Origin of the sequence: Endozoicomonas sp. ALE010, from assembly GCF_049310165.1 — a bacterium.
Lineage (GTDB): Bacteria > Pseudomonadota > Gammaproteobacteria > Pseudomonadales > Endozoicomonadaceae > Endozoicomonas.
Genome location: NZ_JBLYNV010000009.1, coordinates 45751 through 65538, shown reverse-complemented (window position 1 = coordinate 65538; position 19788 = coordinate 45751). Strand labels below are relative to the sequence as shown.

The following is a 19788-nucleotide window of genomic DNA, read 5'->3' as shown; positions in this document are numbered from 1 at the left end:
ATGTCTGAGTATTCGCTATTCACATCGGAGTCGGTATCTGAAGGGCATCCAGACAAAATTGCTGACCAGATTTCTGATGCTATTCTGGACGCCATCATCAAGGATGACCCGGAAGCACGGGTTGCGGTAGAAACCATGGTGAAAACCGGCATGGTGATTGTTGCCGGTGAAGTACGCACCACCACCTATGTTGATATTGAAGAGCTGGTTCGTAATGTCGTCACCAGCATTGGTTATAACCATGGAGACCTGGGCTTCGATGGTGAGTGCGTTGCGGTTCTGAATGCCATTGGCAAGCAGTCTCCGGACATTGCCGTTGGTGTTGATGAAACCGACGAACACGAACAGGGCGCTGGTGATCAGGGCCTGATGTTTGGATATGCTACCAATGAAACACCGGTGCTGATGCCTGCCCCTGTGTACTATGCCCATGAGCTGGTTAAGCGCCAGGCGCAGTTGCGCAAGAATGGTGTGTTACCCTGGTTGCGTCCTGACGCCAAGAGTCAGGTAACCATGCGTTACGACCAGAATGGTAAGGTGCAGAGTGTCGATGCTGTGGTGCTTTCTACCCAGCACTCTCCGGATGTCTCTCTGGATGAAATTCGTCGTGAAGTGCTGGAGCAGATTATCAAGCCTGTATTCCCGGAAGGCTGGCTCCATGAAGACACCAAATACCACATTAACCCGACGGGTATATTTGTGATTGGCGGGCCTGTTGGTGACTGCGGTCTGACCGGACGCAAGATTATTGTTGATACCTACGGTGGCATGGCCCGTCATGGCGGTGGTGCCTTCTCCGGTAAGGATCCATCCAAGGTTGACCGTTCTGCCGCCTACGCCGGCCGTTATGTTGCCAAGAACATTGTTGCTGCCGGTTTGGCGGATCGTTGTGAGATTCAGGTGTCCTACGCCATTGGTGTTTCTGAGCCTACCTCGATTTCCATTAACACGTTTGGCACCGGTAGGGTGTCCGATCAGCGTATTGTTGAACTGGTGCGTGAATATTTTGATCTGCGTGCCGGTGGACTGGTGAAGATGCTGGATCTCAAGCGTCCAATCTATCAATCCACGGCAGCCTATGGCCACTTTGGCCGGGAAGAGGCCGAGTTCACCTGGGAGCGCACCGATAAAGCGGAACAGCTTCGCAAGGCGGCAGGCCTTTAATTTTTCCTTCTTCAGGCAGCCGGTTGGCTGCCTTTTTTACCTGCTTTTCTCAATACTCTTTCCTTTCCTCTGTATTGTTCAACCTTGCCAATAAAGCGAATGCGGTATCTATATCAAAGTTTGTTGATATAGGTTGTTGCCGCTGCTAGACTGCAAAATAATTCGGATAATACGCAGAACAGGATACGTTTTATGAGTGCTAACCCTGAGTTAATTGCTGATTTGCACAGCGCCACCAAGGGCCCGGACTACCGGGTGGCTGATATTTCCCTGGCGGACTGGGGAAGGCGCGAGATTCAGATTGCTGAAGGTGAAATGCCGGCACTGATGGCGATCAGAGCCAAATACCGTGATTCTCAGCCGCTGAAAGGCGCAAAGATCATGGGCTGCATTCACATGACCATCCAGACTGCGGTACTGATTGAAACGCTGGTCGCACTTGGTGCTGAGGTACGCTGGTCTTCCTGTAATATCTTTTCTACCCAGGATCACGCCGCCGCCGCCATTGCCGCAGCTGGCATACCGGTATTTGCCTGGAAGGGTGAGACCGAAGAAGAGTTCTGGTGGTGCATTGAGCAGACGGTCCTCGATGGTGCCGGTAAGCCCTGGCAAGCCAACATGGTGCTGGACGACGGCGGTGACCTGACACTGCTGTTACACGACAAGTACCCTGCACTGCTGGACAACATTCACGGCATTTCTGAAGAGACCACCACCGGGGTTCACCGCCTGCTGGAGATGCTGGAAAAAGGTACCCTGAAAGTACCGGCCATCAACGTCAATGATGCGGTCACCAAAAGTAAGAACGACAACAAGTATGGCTGTCGCCACTCTTTGAATGATGCCATCAAGCGGGCCACCGACCATCTGCTGGCGGGCAAGAAAGCGCTGGTGATTGGTTACGGTGATGTGGGCAAAGGTTCCGCCGCTTCGTTGCGTCAGGAAGGGATGATTGTAAAGGTCACGGAAGTGGATCCGATCTGTGCCATGCAGGCCTGTATGGATGGCTTTGAAGTGGTTTCACCCTATATTGATGGTGTTAACGATGGCACCGACGCTTCTATCAACCGGGAGCTGCTGACCACCACTGACCTGCTGGTGACCACCACGGGTAACGTTCATGTCTGTGACCGGCACATGCTGAAAGCCCTGAAAAATGGCTGTGTGGTTTGCAATATTGGCCATTTTGATACCGAAATAGACACGCAGTTCATGCGGGATAACTGGACCTGGGAAGAGGTCAAGCCGCAGGTTCACAAGATCGTCCGGGATGACTCCTGCAATGATCACCTGATTCTGCTGTCCGAAGGGCGACTGGTAAACCTGGGCAATGCTACCGGACACCCGTCGCGTATCATGGACGGCTCCTTTGCCAATCAGGTTCTGGCCCAGATTCATCTTTATGAAGCAGGGTTTGCTGATCTGCCAGCCGATCAAAAATCAGACAAGCTGGCGGTGACCGTACTGCCCAAGAAACTGGATGAAGAAGTCGCTGCCTACATGGTGGAAGGCTTTGGTGGTGTGATTACCCGGCTGACTCAAGGCCAGGCCGACTACATTAATGTACCTGTTGATGGCCCCTTCAAGAGCGACGATTACAAGTACTAAATGTCTTTTTCGCTGGCTGATGTCTCTTCACCAGCCAGCGACCTCTGCTGGTGACTACCATGGCAAATACAATAACCAATAATACTCCTGTCAGCTTTGAGTTCTTTCCCACTAAAACAGAAGAGGGTGCCCGGAAACTTGAGCAGAATGCCCTCAGCCTGGCCAGATACCAACCGGAATTTTTCTCGGTGACCTACGGTGCTGGTGGCTCAACACGGGACAGAACCCTTGAAACTGTGCTGTCAACTCAGAGCCAGACTCGAATAGCAACCGCTCCTCACCTTTCCTGCGTTGGTGACTCCCGGGAGCAGATTAAAGAGTTGCTGAATTTTTACCGTGACCAGGGCATTGAGCGTATTGTTGCCCTGAGAGGTGATCTGCCTTCAGGTATGGGACGTGACAGTGGCGAACTGCGCTACGCCAATGAGCTGGTGGAGTTTATTCGTACTGAAACCGGGGATCACTTTCATATCGAGGTTGCCGCTTATCCGGAAGTTCATCCGCAGGCACCCAATATGGAAAAGGATCTGGCAAACTTCAAGCGTAAGGTGGATGCCGGCGCGGATTCGGCGATTACCCAATATTTCTTTAATGCAGACAGTTATTTCTATTTCCTGGAGCGTACGCACTCACTGGGCATTGATCTCCCGGTGATTCCCGGAATCATGCCGATCACCAACTATAGCCGCCTGGCTCGCTTTTCCGATGCCTGTGGTGCCGAGATTCCACGATGGATTCGTAAGCAACTGGAAGCCTATGGCGATGATATCAGCAGTATTAAGCAGTTTGGTGAAGAGGTGGTAACCCGGCTCTGTGAGAGGTTACTGCAAGGTGGTGCTCCGGGTTTGCACTTTTATACCCTTAATCAGGCGGTTCCCTGCCAGGGTATCTGCGATAACCTGGGCATTTTGGCTGATTGATGGCATGAGTTATGAGTTGTGAGGGAATTGTGAATGGTATTATTATTCCTGTTCCTCCGTAACTCATAACTCTCAACCCAGTGCCCCTCCATGAGAAACCCTCGTATTTATTCAGCGCAGCCGCTTCAGGCTGACAGCTCCATCGAACTTTTTGAAAATGCCGCCAATCATGTTGGCCGTGTTTTGCGCATGAGACCCTCAGAGCCCCTGGTGCTGTTTAATGGTCAAGGGGGAGCCTGGCAGGGAACCGTAGAGAGCGTTAGCAAAAAGTCGGTTACCGTTTATCTTGAGTCGTTTATCGAGGGTGATGCCCAGTCCCCCCTGACTATTGAGCTGGGTCAGACACTCAGCCGTGGTGAGCGTATGGATTATGCCATTCAGAAGGCAACGGAAGCGGGTGTTACCGCCATTACCCCATTATGGAGTGAGCGTTGTGAGGTGAAGCTGAATGCAGAACGTTTGGATAAACGGGTCAAACACTGGCAACAGGTGGCTATCAGTGCCTGTGAACAGTGTGGCCGTAACATCGTACCGACCATACATACGCCCGTTAAGCTGGAAGACTGGCTCACCACCCGGGCGACTGAACTGAACTTTGTACTGCATCATCGAACCAGAGAGAAACTCAGTGGTTTTGCCCAGCCAGAATCGGTATCTCTGTTGATTGGCCCGGAGGGTGGATTAACCGCTCAGGAAATTGAGTTGGCTGAGGGTCACCGCTTCAACCCGCTGGCGTTAGGCCCCCGTGTGCTGAGAACGGAAACTGCACCGGTAGTGGCGATTACGCTGATGCAGTACCTCTGGGGAGACTACTGAATGTTTGTCGCCCGGTGCTGCCATAACGGTTATTCTGTGATTCTTCACACTATTGGTCGGTGTCCGGGCCGTTTTCAGGATCAGAATAGAAGGGTTGACGAAACTACCCCACTTCTCCTTGCTACTGACTTTCTTATTACCGAAAAAGACCTGCGCCCACCTTATCAGAAACCACCAGCCATCTCGTGTTCTGGTTCTGTTTCAGCGGCTGTTTTCGGCATCGCCTAAATTAGTGCCCCAAAACCATTTTTATAGCAAAACTTCATGCAACTCGATGGGATATATGGGTGTTTATCACTATACATGCAAAGTTGATGGTGTGAAAAAATGCCGATGATTTTTCGCTGGGCTTAATATTGAGCCCTTGTCTTGATACTGGTCTTAACAAAAGTATTTATTCCATAAACAGTCAGCCCAGTGAGCAAACGTTTGTACGGTCATTGGGTTGAAATAAGGAAGTCTTGATGGCTCATTTGATCGACGAAGTTCTGTTTCAATCAGGTAACAAGTTCAAGAATCGTATCGTGATGGCTCCGATGACGATTCAATCCGCCTTTTTTGATGGCGGCGTCACCCAGCAGATGATTACCTATTACGCCGCTCGCTCTGGCGATGCAGGTGCTGTAATTGTCGAAAGTGCTTTTGTGGAAAATTACGGCAGAGCTTTCCCCGGCGCACTGGGTATCGATACTGACGGCAAAATTGCTGGTCTGAAGCAACTGGCGGATGCCATCAAGGCCAAAGGTTCAAAAGCTATTCTGCAAATCTACCACGCCGGTCGTATGGCAACGCCTGAGTTTAATGGTGGCCATAAACCGATCTCAGCCAGCCCTGTCGCTGCGCTGCGTGATAATGCGGAAACCCCGCTGGAAATGACCGAAGAGCAAATCGAAGAGATGATCGAGTTGTTCGGCAATGCCGTGAACCGTGCCATTATCGCCGGTTTTGATGGTGTTGAAATCCACGGTGCCAACACTTACCTGATCCAGCAGTTTTTCTCGCCACACTCCAACCGCAGAAATGACCGGTGGGGTGGCGATATTGAAAAGCGCACCACATTCCCGCTGGCTGTTCTGGCCAAAACCAAGCAGGTGGCACAGTCTCATAACAAGGCTGATTTCATTGTCGGTTATCGCTTCTCACCTGAAGAGATCGAAGAGCCGGGTATCCGCTTTGAAGATACCATGTTCCTGTTGGATAAACTGGCGACAGAAGGCCTGGACTATTTCCACTTCTCTATGGGCAGCTGGGCACGTAACTCTATCGTAAACCCGGAAGACAAAGAGCCACTGATCAACAAGTATCGTCAGCTGCAGTCTGAGGCGGTGGCCAGAGTGCCGGTGATCGGTGTGGGTGGTATTGCCCAGACTGCTGATGCCGAAAAAGCACTGGCCCAGGGTTATGATATGGTGGCCGTGGGCAAGGGCTACCTGGTTGAACCTGCCTGGGCCACCAAGGCTCTGAACAATGAGACCTGCGCCGAGTTCGCCGATATCGCTCAGCAGGAAGCCCTGCTGATCCCGACGCCGCTGTGGGACATCATGGATTACATGATTGTCGACAGTGCGGCAGAAGCGGAAAAACATCAGCGCATCAAAGAGCTGCAAGGTATTGAGATCCGTTTCCAGCCAGGAACTTATACCGCTTATGGCCGTGGCCACAATGGTGACCTGCCGGTGACGGTAACCTTCTCTGAAGATGAGATTCTTGAGATTGTGGTGGACTCTTCCAGAGAGTCAGACGGTATCGCCAACCCGGCCTTTGAGCGTATTCCACAGCAGATCGTTGATGAGCAGACGCTCAATATTGACGTGATCTCCGGCGCAACCGTCAGTAGTCAGGCGGTAATCGACGGTGTTTCCAATGCGGTTGATCTGGCCGGTGGTCACTCCGAGGCTCTGCGTGTGAAAGCGCGTAAGGCAGTTGAGTGGATCGCGCAAACCATCGAAGAGAGCGCCGATGTGGTGGTGATCGGTGGTGGCGGTGCCGGTTTGAGTGCGGCACTGACAGCCCTGGACAAAGGCAAGTCAGTTATCCTGCTGGAGAAGTTCCCGGCCATCGGTGGTAACACGGTCCGTACGGGCGGTTGGGTTAACGCTGCTGAACCCGCGTGGCAGGGTGATTTCGCGGCACTGGCGGGTGAAAAAGAGACCCTTATGGCCCTGGCTGAGACGCCAGAGTCTGAGTTCGCCGGTGAATATCTGGACGATTTCCGTACCCTGAAGTCACAGCTGGATAATTACTTCAACCAGCACGACCATGGCAACAAATACCTGTTCGACTCGGTAGAACTGCACCGGATCCAGACCTACCTGGGCGGTAAGCGTACCGACCTGAATGGCGAAACCATCTATGGTCAATACGATCTGGTCAAGCAGCTGACTTCCCGCTCCATGGAGTCCATCGACTGGCTGAGCGAGAAAGGCATCGAGTTTGAGCGTGGCCTGGTGGATATCGCTGTTGGTGCCCTGTGGCGTCGTGCCCACAAGCCAAAGCGTCCAAAAGGCGTTGAGTTTGTTGATAAGCTGCAAAAGCGCATTCTGGAACAGAATGGTCGCATCATCACCGATACCCGGGCTACTGACCTGATCGTTGAAGATGGCAAGGTTGTGGGTGTCAAGGCGATCCAGGCCAACGGTAATGAGCTGATTGTAAAAGCGAGCCACGGTTTGGTCATGACTTCTGGCGGCTTTGGTGCCAATACCCAGATGATCAAGAAGTACAACACCTATTGGAAAAATATTGCTGACGATATCAAAACCACCAACTCCCCTGCGCTGGTGGGTGATGGTATCGAAATGGGTGAAAAAGTCGGTGCCGAGCTGGTGGGAATGGGCTTTGCCCAGCTGATGCCAATCGGTGATCCGAAGTCCGGTGCTCTGCTGACTGGCCTGATTGTACCACCGGAGAACTTTGTCTTCGTTAACCAGAAGGGCAAGCGTTTTGTTGATGAGTGCGGTACCCGTGACAAGTTGGCCGACGCCTTCTTCGACAATGGTGGCACCGTTTACATGATTGCCGATGCCGAGATTCGCAAAACAGCGGCCAACACCTCTGATGAAACCATCGCCCGTGAAATCAGCGAAGGCATCATCCTGGAAGCGGATACGCTGGAAGAACTGGCCGACAAGATGGGTGTGCCACAGGCGGAATTTGTGCAAACCATCAAGCAGTACAACACATGTGTTGAGCAGGGTCACGATCCTGAATTCAACAAGAGTGCGTTCGGCTTGAAGGTGGAGCACGGACCGTTCTACGCCACACCACGTCAGCCTTCTATTCACCACACCATGGGTGGCTTGAAGATCGATACCAGCACACGAGTGATTGGCAAGGATGGTAACGTTATTGCTGGTCTGTACGCAGCGGGTGAAGTCACTGGCGGTATCCATGCCGGTAACCGTCTGGGTGGTAACGCCCTGATCGATATCTTCACGTTTGGCCGTATTGCCGGTGAAAGCGCGGCGGACCTTGTTTAAGGTGTAGCGGCGACAACCAAAAGCCTGCCCTGCCAAGTGGCGTGGCGGGCTTTTTAGCAGCGAACTATTTCATACAAAAGTACCAGTTCATGCAGAAGTACCAGACCAGATTCCAGATGATGGGAACAGTGATTGATCTGGTCGTTTATCATCAAAATGGTGAGCAGCTGCTCAAAGCGGCCTATCACCAACTTTCCCAATACGCCCAGCGGTTCACGGTTAATCAGCCTGCTGTCAATCAACCAGATAGTGAGCTGATGGCGATCAACCAAAATGCGGGCATCGCACCCATCGCGGTTGAGTCTGATCTCTTTCACCTGATCAACGTCGCCAAGGCGGCAAGTCAGGACAGGCGCAACCCTTTCAATATTGCTATTGGCCCTCTGGTCAAGCTCTGGCGCATCGGCTTTCGGGATGCCAGACTGCCATCAGCGGCGGAGATATCTGCACGGTTGGCGCTGGTCGATCCCGATAACATTGTCCTGAACGAGCAGGAGAGAACGGTATTTTTGCGTCAACCCGGTATGGAGATCGACCTGGGGGCCATCGCGAAAGGCTATTTTGCCGATCAGGTCAAACAAGCGCTGGTCAACGCCGGTGTTGACCATGGCTTTATCAGTCTGGGGGGCAATGTGGTCACCATCGGTCACTCCCCCACCAATGCCAACCGGGCCTGGAATGTGGGTATTCAACACCCGCTGGCAGAGCGGGGCACCATTATTCGTGCGCTGCCACTGAACGATGCTTCCATGGTCACCTCTGGCATCAACGAACGCTATTTTGATGTCAATGGTCAGCGTTACCACCATCTGCTGGATGCACAAACCGGTATGCCCATTGCCACGGAGATTGCCAGTCTGACCATTATTTCCAAACACTCCGTTGATGGTGAAATCTGGAGTACTGCCGGGTTTTTATCCTCGGCGGATGATGCGTTGCACTATTTATGTCAACAGGCATTTATCGAAGCCGTTGTTGTGACAAAGGATGGCACCGTTAAGATGACCGATGGACTGGTTGATCATGGTCGTTATATTGCTTTGCGGTGAATAGACCATCTACCAGCCAGTTCTGCTCCAGTTCATGTCTGCGGTATGAGAAGCACTGGCTGCGGGAATCCCGCCAGCAACCATGACGGTTTAAACACACGTTGCCGAAAAAACATCCGATTTTAAACAGAAGGAATATTAACTGTTGAATTAAAAACCACCTGAAAATTTTGGGATTATTGAATCGTTTGCGAAGAATAAATATTGCACTATGATGATTTAATCATGCACAGGATTGCCTGAATCGCCATAACCAGTTAGAGAAATAATTTGTATGTTTGCAGTTAATAATGACAATAATCCCAGTGCAGGTATTAATTATAATCCTGAAAGCCCACGTCCGGATGATACATCTGCCAGTCATGTTTTCCAGGGTTTGTATGAAGTAACGCAAATCCAAACCGACAAAATTACCAGAGCTTTTGTTAATCAAACTGAATTATTCAAACCTCAGCTGGGTGAACCGGGTTTTCCCCGGTTGGACCAGAAAAATGTCAGCAGATTAATTACCAATAAAGTGGCAATTGTGCCTGAAGGTACTGCACCTCAGATCGGGATAGCCGAAGTGAGTCCTTCAGCTAATGGTAGTAATACTGCGGTAAATGGCCCGTTTGCAAATGCAGTGGCATTAACCAATCAGTCAGTTGGCAAGAATCAGTCTTTGCCCGTGCTCAACAATAGTGATTGTGAGGCTTCTTCCCGTCTGTTTGATGCTTTCCAGGCTGGCAATGCTCAACTTGTCATCCAGTATTGTCAGCAAATACTGGGCAGCCCCCGCGATGAGTGGGTAAAGCAAACACTGCTGGAAGCCAAAAACCCTGCTGGTATTCCCGGTCTCTACATAGCGCTCAAAAAAGGTCATACCGACTGCATCAGTGCCTTTCTCGATCAGGTACAATGCAGTAACCTGAACGTTGAAATGAAGCAGAAACTGTTGGCACCCCAAGCCCTTTTAAACAACACGCCAGGTCTTCTTCTGGCTATGAGAAATGGCCACGCTGACCTTGCCCGCACCTATTGCGAATGGATACTATCAACAAATAACTCTGATTGCTGGAAAGAAGAACAGCTAATGGCTATTGATTTATCTCCTATTGAAGGGTTAGACGGGCCAGATTATCGAGCGCCCGCTTTGCACGAAGCCATGGAAAAAAACCACAGTGAGTGTGTTAAGGTTTTTTGTAAATTAGTTTTAGCCAGTAATCTCAGCGTTCATATCAAAGAGAATCTGATAACAGCTAATCAAGTTGAATGGCCATTGAGGCCGGGTCTCTACAGTGCTTTTCTTAAAGGCAAAGCTCACAGTACGGAAGCTTTTTGCCAACAGGTTCTGGAAGCAAAACTTAACGTTAGCGTGAAGCACAGGTTGTTGGCACCAAAATGGTATGGTGCAACAATCAAGCAGGAAGCCAATTTGGGATCTGAATTATTTCAGATATACAAAACCACTATAAAAGATAGCAATTTGAATTTTATAGCAAAAACATCACTAACATCTGGTGTTTTAAATCGGTTAAAAAGAACTTTTGATCCTGTCCGCCTTTATCTCAACGTTCGTGATGCAGTTCGGTAGATAAGTTACAGGACCGGGGAACTGATTATTAAACGAATGGCCTTACTATCAAATTGCGAACAGTTTTCGTCACCAAATTGTGGATAAGTAACTGGCAAATAGGTAATGGTTTGGCTTTTTCGTTTCATTAACAACCTCCACCAGCTAAATCGCTGGAGGATGTCAATTTCTGTTCCACAAGAGAAAGATCCGGAATTGAAGCAGGAACGTCTCTCATAATAATCCGATATTTCTCCATGGGGCCTTTTTCCTCGGCGGAATTCCGTACTTCTTCCCGTACCAGTGTTAATGGCTGTGGAACCCCCTGCACCACCATGGCATAGAATGGCAGGCTATCGTTTTTGCTGGTGCGATGCATAATGGCAATACGATTGGTGGCAGAGAACTCGGCAAATCGTCCCTGGTTCAGTCTTTCAAAGGAAACCACCGGGATCTTTGTACCCCGCCAGTCAAGATCACCCAGCAGCCATTCGGTTTCCGGGTAATTGGCTTCCGGACGACTGTAGTCCTGAATACCGGCGATGCATGCTGAAGGTATCAGCAGGGGGCGCTGCTGCATGGGGATCAGCACGGACGAAATGGGCTTGTGGGACATGGTTTCCTCTTCTTTCTGCTATTGTGCGGTTGTTGTGAAGGGCAGGGCTTCCCGGGAAGCCCTGCTATCACGCTGTCTCAACTTCAATCAGTTTTTCAATCGCTTCGAGTAATGGCCCTTCCTGGAAAGGTTTGCCTATGTACTCATTGACACCCAGGCTTAAGGCCCGGTGGCGATGTTTCTCACCGGTTCTGGAGGTGATCATGATAATCGGCAGGTCTTGAAGCCCAGGGTCATTCCTGACCGCGCTGGCCACCTCAAAACCATCCATACGGGGCATTTCGATATCCAGCAGCATAATGTCTGGCTTCTGTTCAGCGAGACGGGTCATGGCTTCCACACCATCCCGTGCCGAGATCACCTCGTATCCCTGACGGGTTAGCAGACGACTGGTGACTTTTCTTACGGTCACCGAGTCATCCACCACCAGCACTCTCATGGCCTGATCACTGCTGTCCGGTTCATGCCTTTCCACGGCGTCAGGTTTGGCTTCCTGAATGACCAGCTGATGTTTGCGGTAAAGTGCCGCCGGATCAAGGATGACCACAACCCGACCATCACCAAGAATGGTGGCACCGTTTACCCCGGCAAGACCGGAGAACTGAATGCCCAGACTCTTGGTAATGATTTCCCGGCTACCCACGATAGCATCAACCTGAACCGCTATATTCTCACTGCCTCTTTGCACCATGACGACCGGACACTGGCCGTCACTTATTTTGGGGCTGCCAGTACCGAGAAGAGCGCCCATGTAGATCAGCTGGTGCTCGGTACCATTGCCATAGATGAGTGGCGCTCTGTTTTGGTAGCAATCGGCCAGCATGCTTGCTGACACCATGGAGATGCCATCAATGGCATGCATCGGCAGTGCGTACAGGCTGCTGCCTACTTCCACCATCAACGCCCGGTTAATGGACAGGGTAAATGGCAATCTGAGAGAGAATTGTGTGCCGAGCCCGGCCTCAGACTTAACCTGTATACTGCCGCCCATTTGGCGAACCGAGTTATTCACAACATCCATCCCGACACCGCGGCCAGAAAGGTGGGTCACCTCGCTTGCGGTACTGAATCCGGACTTCATGATCAGTTCGATGGCTTCCTGATCCGTTACCGGTTCGTCAGGACTGATCAGTTGCTGTTCAATCGCTTTGGCTTTTACGGCTTCAATATCGATGCCACGACCATCGTCGGACAACTCAACCACCACGTCGGCACCATCGCGTCGGATCGATAAGGCAATCTGGCCCACTTCAGGTTTGCCTGAATTCTGTCTTTCTGCCGATGAATCTTCGATGCCGTGACCAATGGCATTTCGGAGCATGTGACCCAGCGGAGCAAGCATGCGCTCAAGCATGGTTCGGTCCATCTCACCTTCAGCATTACTGACCACAAGCTTGACGGGCTTGTTCAGGTCATCAGACACCTGACGGACAATCTTGCGCAGCCTGGGAACCAGTCGGCTGAACGATACCATCCGGGCTTTCATCAGCTGCTCCTGGAGCTCAATCTGGGTTCTGGACTGTTGCTGGAGCAGCGTTTCTGTATCCCGGGATTTTTCCTGCAGGGCCTCCCGCAGATCCATAAGGTCAGAGGCGGACTCCACCAGTGAGTGAGAGAGCTGTGACAGTTCTGAGTACTGGTCCATTTCCAGTGGATCAAAATCAGGGTTATCACCAAGATCGCCCTGGTGCCGGGAGATGATCTGGCTCTGCGTTTCGATATCGAGTCGCCGCAACTGTTCCCGAACCCGCAGAATGGTTCGATTCATCTCTTCCAGGGTTCTGGAGGCATCTGTCGTCTGCTGCTCAATGCGGGAGCGGCTGATGCTGGTTTCCCCGGCAAGATTGATCAGGGTTTCCAGAAGTTCCGGGGGAATGCGGACCATTTCACTGAGTGATGACTGAAGCGTTGTCTCTGACCCATCGGCAGTGGTCTGGGGCACTACCCGGATGGTAGAAACGGGTTCCGGTACCTGACCGGGCATCGGCTTCGGTAGTTCAGGTGCTGGCAGTTCTGACAGGTTATTGACCCATGTATCTTCATCAAAGGTCCCGGCGAGAGGTTTGGCTGGCGCAGCCTGCCCCAGGTAGTCAGGAAGAGTGTCAGGCTCTTCAGCGGTTGAGTGGCTGGTGTTCAGTCTATGCTGCCATTGCCTGAGCTCTTCCAGCATGCGCTGTACGTCAGGGGATGGCTGCCCGTTGCCAGGGTTTTTCAGTGTTGTCTCTATGGTGTCGTGAGTTTTCTGAATCAGCGCCAGAGGGGCGATTTCAGGCTCACAGCTGCCATTGGCAATGGATTCATAGATATCTTCCAGCCCATGGCTCAGTTCTCCAAGCTCATGAAGTTCTGCCATCATTGCTCCCCCTTTCAGGGTGTGCAGGCATCGTTGAAGCTCATGAACCGGTTGTAAATCGCTGGTATTGCCCAGCCATGTTTCCAGAGACTGGGCTGAGTCTTCGAGCAGCTCATAAGCCTCCTCGATAAACAGCTTATGCAACTCCGGCTCGGGCTCTGACCCATTGCTGTACGGAGCAAAAGAGGTGCCTTCTGCCGTGACTGAAGCACTCCAGGACGGCTGGGCTATCGGTTTGAAACGATTATCTTCAGTGAACGATAAGTCGATGTCTTCTGCTGCCTCTGTCTCGGCATCAAAATCAAGCAGGGCATCAAAGTCATGATCCTCGTGGTCTTCTTCGAACGTCAGGTCTGGGTCTGCCTGACTTAATGCCTGCTCAAACAGCAAAGACTCCAGTGCTTCACGCAGAGCGCTGAAAATTGCGTGTGGGGATTCCGGCGTTTGCTGTGAAGCCACCTGGTTCATCATTTCAACCAGGGCTTCGAAGCCGTCTGTAAATGGCGGCAGTAACTGTTGGGGAAGGCGGGTCTCATGGGTCTCCAGATAAGTGCAGACATCATGTAACACATCACAGAGCTCTGTGATAGCCGACAAATCTGCTTCATTGGCATTCTCAGCAAGCACTTTCAGTTCAAACTTGAACCGGTCAAGCTCCTCGTGGGGCGTGCCGTTAACCCATGATTTCAGATGGCTGCTGGCATCCAGTAACAGGTCAAGGTCGCTGGCCAGGAAAAGTGCTGCCTGTTGGCCTGTTGGCTGCTTTACTGGTGCAGGCTCCGGGGCAGACTCATCATGCAAGCTGTTGCTGAGTAGTTGGTTATGAAGCGCACCAAGCCAGTTAAGAAAGCTATCAACTTTTAGTTCCAGAGGGTGGGAGTTGGTTTGCAATTGTCGCAGTGCATCCTCAATCAGGTCTACCCCTTGTTCAAGCATGCTGATGACTTGGCTATCAGCAGGCACCAGGTGTGCCCGGAATTCCTTGATGGTCTTTTCAATAGCGGCAACCAGCTCGGCAAGGGGGGTAATCTCTGCCATAAAGGCACTGCCTTTCAGGGTGTGCAGTGCCCGCTGGACAGAATCTGTAATCTGGATATCGCCACCCATTTGATAGCTACTGGCGATGAACTCTTTGACGACACTGAGATGGCTTCTGGCTTCTGTATCAAAAATGGCCAGTAACTGTTGGTCATACCCGCTATCCAGCTCAACGGTTTGCTCTTCAATTGCAACGTTACTGATTGCCTCAGTTTTCGGAGGCTCTGTCAGTTCATTATCCAGCTCATCAACGTCGCTATGCAGGGCTTCTTCGGCATTGTCCTCGATAATGTTGCCAAACATCATGGCCGGTTCTTGCTGCTCAGGCTCTACCAGCTCCTCACTATCAACGACAAAGTGGTTTCCTTTCCCCAGGGCATCTGCTTTTTCCATGCACAGCAGAACTTCCGGTGTTAGCTGTTGACTGTCCCTGGCAAAATCATTCACCAGTTCAGGCAGCATAGCGATGACTTCATGGAGTAACTCAGCTATTGGCTCAGACGCTTTAATCGTGCCTTTGACCACGTTGTTCAGCATGTTTTCCAATGACCATGCCAGCTCACCGATAACGTCAGCACCGATCATGCGGCCGCTGCCCTTTAATGTATGAAAGGCTCTTCTGATCTCATTGGTGGTGGCTGCATCATGGATATTACTGCGCCATTGTGGCAATAGCGCTTTGAGCTGTTGCTGAACTTCTGTCGCTTTTTCGACGAAAACTTCATGGAGGTCGTCGTCATCATCTTCATCCATTGACAGGCTGAAGGTGTCTTCTTTAGAGAGCGTGTCTTCTTTAGAGAGAGTGTCCTTTGGGGAAGAGTGGTGTGACGGTGTCAGATCCCCGGTGATGTCATCGCTGCCCGGGGTGTTATATGTGGTTAAGGTACTATCTGGTGAAGAGGTCAAAACCTCAGAAAGTGAGAACGTTTCTTCAGAAGAGCCGCTTTCCAGGTCCGACAGATTTTCTTCATTCGCCGAAAAATCAATCGTCTGTGCCAGCTCATCACTCACTGTTAGCGGGCTTTCAATAGACGCCGCTGCCGGAATCAGGTTCTCCCTGTGGACTATATTGATCGAGTTGGAGTCGGTCGTGTCCTGTTTCCCGGTAACTGCCTGGGAGGGGCTCAGACTGTCGGTTGAGAACTCTATGGTTGGGCCGTAGTCTGCTTCTTTTTCACTGGCAGCAACCGCTCCGGTAGCTGACGGCAGAGGCTTTTCATAGTGAAACTCAATAACGTCATTGTCAGCCGCTTGTTCCTCCTGGGCCGCTCTCTCTTCATCGGAAAGCAGGTGGGCAGCGAACGGGTTAGCTTTGGCTTCAGGTTTCGGGGTGGATGAAATGGCTGGCACCGCAGGTTCTGCTTTTGTGACGGTAACGAATGACTCAAGCCGATCAATACTTTTCCGGGTAATATCCAGCGTTTTTTCGACGTAGGCAGAAGCCCCACCACTCAACTGTTCCAGATAGTATTCAATGCTGGACAAACTATCGGCCATTGCATCCAGCTCATCGAGGCCGGGCTTGAGGTTTTTGTCCAGCCATTGCTGTTGAATATGCCTTGAACAGCGACTGATTAACTCAGCAACACGGTCCAGAGGAATCATGGCAAGACTGCCCTGGATGCTTTTCATCAGGGGTAATAACTTGACCAGGAACTCCGGATTATAATCACTGCCCAGATAGCCCTCCACAGCGCCTTTGGCCTCTTTCAGGTTGTTCCGGGCTTCATAAATTACTTTCTGGTGAATATCGTTTATCTGTGCTGATACAGAACTCTGGCCGGTTACCGATCGGTTGAGGCCCATGAACTGGTTCAGTCCGGACTCCACTTCAAGCAACCGGGCCGCCGTATTGATCAGGGTGTCGTTCACTTTTTCGGGTGAGTGGTCACCAGTAAGAATCATCTGCAGATGTTGATGCTCTCTGTGCATGATTTTCTGCAACGATTCGAGGCCAAGCATGCCTAATGTGTCAGAGATTTGCTGGCAGGTGGCCAGTTGATCCCGAAGCCTGGATTGATTGTCCCCGGGGTTCAGCAGGTAGAGATCCAGAGCGTCTTTGATATGAGTGAGCTCTTCCTTGATGGCTTTCACCACCGATGTTGCTGCATCAATGTTGAGCAGCCTGGCATCCTGCGGCTCTGCCTCCAGGGCCTGGTCCAGAGAGTATCGTCGCTTCAGAGAGAGGATAAGCGCATGATCACTGTTTGCTTTGGCGATCCGATAAAGAATCCCTCTCAGTATCTCTTCCGAGGGCGGGGTGTTCAGGCGTTTGGCTTCCTCACTGGCCAGACACTTGAACTGATTGTCCATTTCACGAAGGATTCTTATGGCGTGACTGTCTATGGCAATAGAGCCTTCCTTGAGGCCCTCGGAGAATGCGGTGCAGGCATCCCATAGCGGGGATATTGGCGAGTCCCAGCAAAGGTTTTGCAGCTTGGCAAATATTTTACTGATGACCGTCAGTTGCTGGTCCCGCTGGCTGTCCCTGAGAATGCCGGCAAGACACAGCTGATATTTCTGCCGTATTTTCCGTACCAGAACGGCAAAGCCGCTGGCCTGCAGCTTGTTCAGCTGTACTTCCGGGATTGGTGCAATGGTGTGAACGATGGCCGGGGCAAAAAAATCAATATCAGACAGCGCCCGCTGCCCGCGTAATTGGCGCATTTCATTGAGCAGGTGCTTCAGCAGGCTGGGGGTATCCCTGCCAGATCTGGAGGTATGGACAAGATAGCCTGGCAGCTGAAGCATGGCCTGAATCAGTACCACCAGCCGTTGCTGACTGTTATTCGCCGGAGTCTCATTCAGGCTATCTAATAACAGCAGAATTTCCCGGGTCAGTAACCGGGCTCCCTTCTGTTTCAATATCTTCAGCGTGCTGTGAATTTGCTGGATTTTGGTACGACAATTCTCCAGAAACACAGCCTCATCTGTGGAATCAGCATACTGTTCAAGGTCCTGACGGGCTTCAGTGAGGGTGCCTTCAATCTCTCCGATAACCCAGTCCAGACCTATGTATTCACGCTGTTCGACCATGCCTGGCTCCCGTTTCCAGCTACCATTCCCGCTGTCGTATGCGCTCTTTTTAACGCTCTGTTTAACAAGAGCGCCCGAGCGGCGGGCATTATGCTTGTTGTCATACTCTCGTCTCTTGCAGAGTCAGTGTCAGGACTCTGAGGTTTCAGGCAGTTTGAAACCCGTAACCGACTGACGCATCTCCATGGCCATACCGGCCAGATCACCGATGGATTGAGCGGTTGCCTTGGTACCTGAGGAGGTTTGAATCGAAATATCCCGGATGGCCACCATGCGGCTGGAGATCTGTGAGGCTGACTGTGCCTGGACTTTTGCGGTTTCAGAAATGTTCCGAATCAGGCCTGACAGGCTGTTGGACACCTGCTCGATCTCTTCCAGTGCCACACCGGCATCCTGCGCCAGACGGGCTCCGTGTACCACTTCAGAGGTGGTCTGTTCCATGGAAATGACCGCTTCGTTGGTGTCAGTCTGGATGGTTGATACCAGCGCTTCGACCTGTTTGGTGGCTGCCGATACCCGTTCTGCCAGACGTTGCACCTCGTCGGCAACCACGGCAAAGCCCCGGCCTGCCTCACCGGCCATGGATGCCTGGATAGCGGCATTCAGGGACAGAATGTTGGTCTGGTCGGCGATCTCGTTGATCAGTGAGATAATGTCACCGATTTCCTGAGAGGACTCACCCAGTCGTTTAATACGCTTGGAGGTATCCTGAATCTGTTCACGGATAGTGGTCATGCCATCGATGGTATTTCGTACCACCAACCCACCGTTAGCCGCGATCTGTACCGAGCGCTCGGCCACATCTGCGGAGTCGGAGGCTCCGCTGGAGACTTTATCAATGGACTCGGCCATCTGGTTCACGGACTGGGTTGTAGCGCCGATTTCCTGGGCCTGGTGGTCGGAAGCTTCGGCCAGCAGTCGGGCGGTTGCCTGTGTTTCCTGGGCGGCTGCGTCAACCTTGACGGCCGTCTGGTTGATGGTGTTAACCAGGGCGCGCAGTTGTTCAATGGAGAAGTTAATGGAGTCGGCAATGGCACCGGTAAAGTCTTCGGTAACACTGGCTTTAACCGTCAAGTCACCGTCTGCCAGATCCGCCATTTCATCCAGAAGTCGCAGAATGGCCTGCTGGTTAGCAGCGTTCTGGGCTCTGGTCGCCTCGCTCTGGGTTTTGGTTTCTTCCAGACGACGGCGGGTATCCATAATGATGGACATGGCGGTGAGCAGGATAAACAGCAGGGAAAGGCCTCCGGAAGCCATGATGGCCAGCTCCAGTGCCTTCTGTTCAATAGTGGACGTGGACAGGGTATCTGCCAGCACCGATGTTTGCTGCAGCAGTTGTTGTGAATCGGTGAAGATAGTGTCGGAGGCGGCGCGTACCTGGAACAGCTCAGGAGAGGTTTCCAGAATCTCATCAACACTGCCATCGACGAATTCAAACAGGTCAGAGATCTCCATAAGACGGTCAACGGCCTCATCATCGGTCACCTGACTGATGCGCATGGCAAGGTTACCTTCCAGCATACCCTGCAGTACCCGACCGAAGAGCTTGGCATCACGGCCAAAGCTGTCAGCCGCCATGATGGAGTCTTCGCCACCTTCCAGAACCTTGGCAACACTCCGGATAATACGCTCTGCCAGCCAGGGCTGGCGCTGAGCCATGGCAATCTGGTCGGAGGGTGCATTATTATCCAGAAGGATTTCTACCACCTCGTCGTATTCAATTTGCAGTTGGGGAATGGTTTCACTCAGTGTGGTAGCAACTTCATGCAGAGACAGTACGGTGTCTTGTGCCGCGAGAATACTGTCGGCTTCTACCTTCATTTCAGACCATGAAGAATCCAGGGCTTCAATTTGCTGGGCAGTAGCACTGTTGGATGTGTCAATAAAGGGAATAACAGAAAGGCTGGCACGGTTCAGCTCATCAATATATTGGCCAAACATCGCTGTTGCTTCTTTCAGCAGGGGAAAGGCTTCTTCTTTACCGGAGGCCGCTTCTGAGGCGTTTTTGGCAATCTGCTGGGAAAGGACCCGAAGCTCACTGGCATTGGTTTCATGGGTGTGCAGCAGCTGGGACTGCTGGTCATTATAGATAAATGCACCTGTCATCACTGACAGGGACAGCACCAGCATGGTGATCGAAGCGATCGTGGCTCTGTT

General features: G+C 51.7%; 10 protein-coding genes. 7 read left to right on the top strand and 3 right to left on the bottom strand.

All coding sequences use genetic code 11. The annotated features are described in order from the left end of the window. From metK to ACO6UY_RS06165, 7 genes are all read left to right on the top strand, one after another. Positions 1-1164, top strand: coding sequence for a methionine adenosyltransferase (metK, locus tag ACO6UY_RS06195; protein WP_422466380.1), 1164 nt, complete (start codon positions 1-3; stop codon positions 1162-1164). Between the two features lie 192 nt (positions 1165-1356). Continuing rightward, positions 1357-2772, top strand: a complete 1416-nt coding sequence (gene ahcY, locus ACO6UY_RS06190; protein ID WP_422466378.1) for an adenosylhomocysteinase — start codon at positions 1357-1359, stop codon at positions 2770-2772. Between the two features lie 59 nt (positions 2773-2831). Then, positions 2832-3692, top strand: a complete 861-nt coding sequence (gene metF / locus ACO6UY_RS06185; protein ID WP_422461020.1) for a methylenetetrahydrofolate reductase [NAD(P)H] — start codon at positions 2832-2834, stop codon at positions 3690-3692. A gap of 90 nt (positions 3693-3782) precedes the next feature. Continuing rightward, positions 3783-4508, top strand: coding sequence for a 16S rRNA (uracil(1498)-N(3))-methyltransferase (locus ACO6UY_RS06180; protein ID WP_422461022.1), 726 nt, complete (start codon positions 3783-3785; stop codon positions 4506-4508). Positions 4509-4972: 464 nt separating this feature from the next. After that, the gene (locus ACO6UY_RS06175; protein ID WP_422489388.1) at positions 4973-7987 is read left to right on the top strand and encodes a flavocytochrome c; all 3015 of its coding nucleotides are present in this window, start codon (positions 4973-4975) and stop codon (positions 7985-7987) included. A gap of 89 nt (positions 7988-8076) precedes the next feature. Further along, positions 8077-9036 carry an FAD:protein FMN transferase gene (locus ACO6UY_RS06170; RefSeq protein ID WP_422461026.1) on the top strand — a complete coding sequence of 320 codons (960 nt, stop codon included), beginning with the start codon at positions 8077-8079 and terminating at the stop codon, positions 9034-9036. Positions 9037-9310: 274 nt separating this feature from the next. Then, positions 9311-10609 carry a hypothetical protein gene (locus tag ACO6UY_RS06165; RefSeq protein WP_422461028.1) on the top strand — a complete coding sequence of 433 codons (1299 nt, stop codon included), beginning with the start codon at positions 9311-9313 and terminating at the stop codon, positions 10607-10609. A gap of 127 nt (positions 10610-10736) precedes the next feature. On the opposite strand, the gene ACO6UY_RS06160 is transcribed toward ACO6UY_RS06165, so the two are convergent. The 3 genes from ACO6UY_RS06160 to ACO6UY_RS06150 form a co-directional block, all read right to left on the bottom strand. Continuing rightward, complete coding sequence (locus tag ACO6UY_RS06160) at positions 10737-11204, bottom strand: chemotaxis protein CheW (protein WP_422461030.1); 468 nt, start codon at positions 11202-11204, stop codon at positions 10737-10739. A gap of 67 nt (positions 11205-11271) precedes the next feature. After that, on the bottom strand, positions 11272-17631 hold the full coding sequence (locus tag ACO6UY_RS06155) for an Hpt domain-containing protein (RefSeq protein WP_422489386.1): 6360 nt from the start codon (positions 17629-17631) through the stop codon (positions 11272-11274). A 129-nt stretch (positions 17632-17760) separates the two neighbouring features. Next, a complete protein-coding gene (locus ACO6UY_RS06150; protein WP_422489406.1) occupies positions 17761-19737 on the bottom strand; it encodes a methyl-accepting chemotaxis protein in 1977 nt (658 codons plus the stop codon). Positions 19738-19788: the final 51 nt, after the last annotated feature.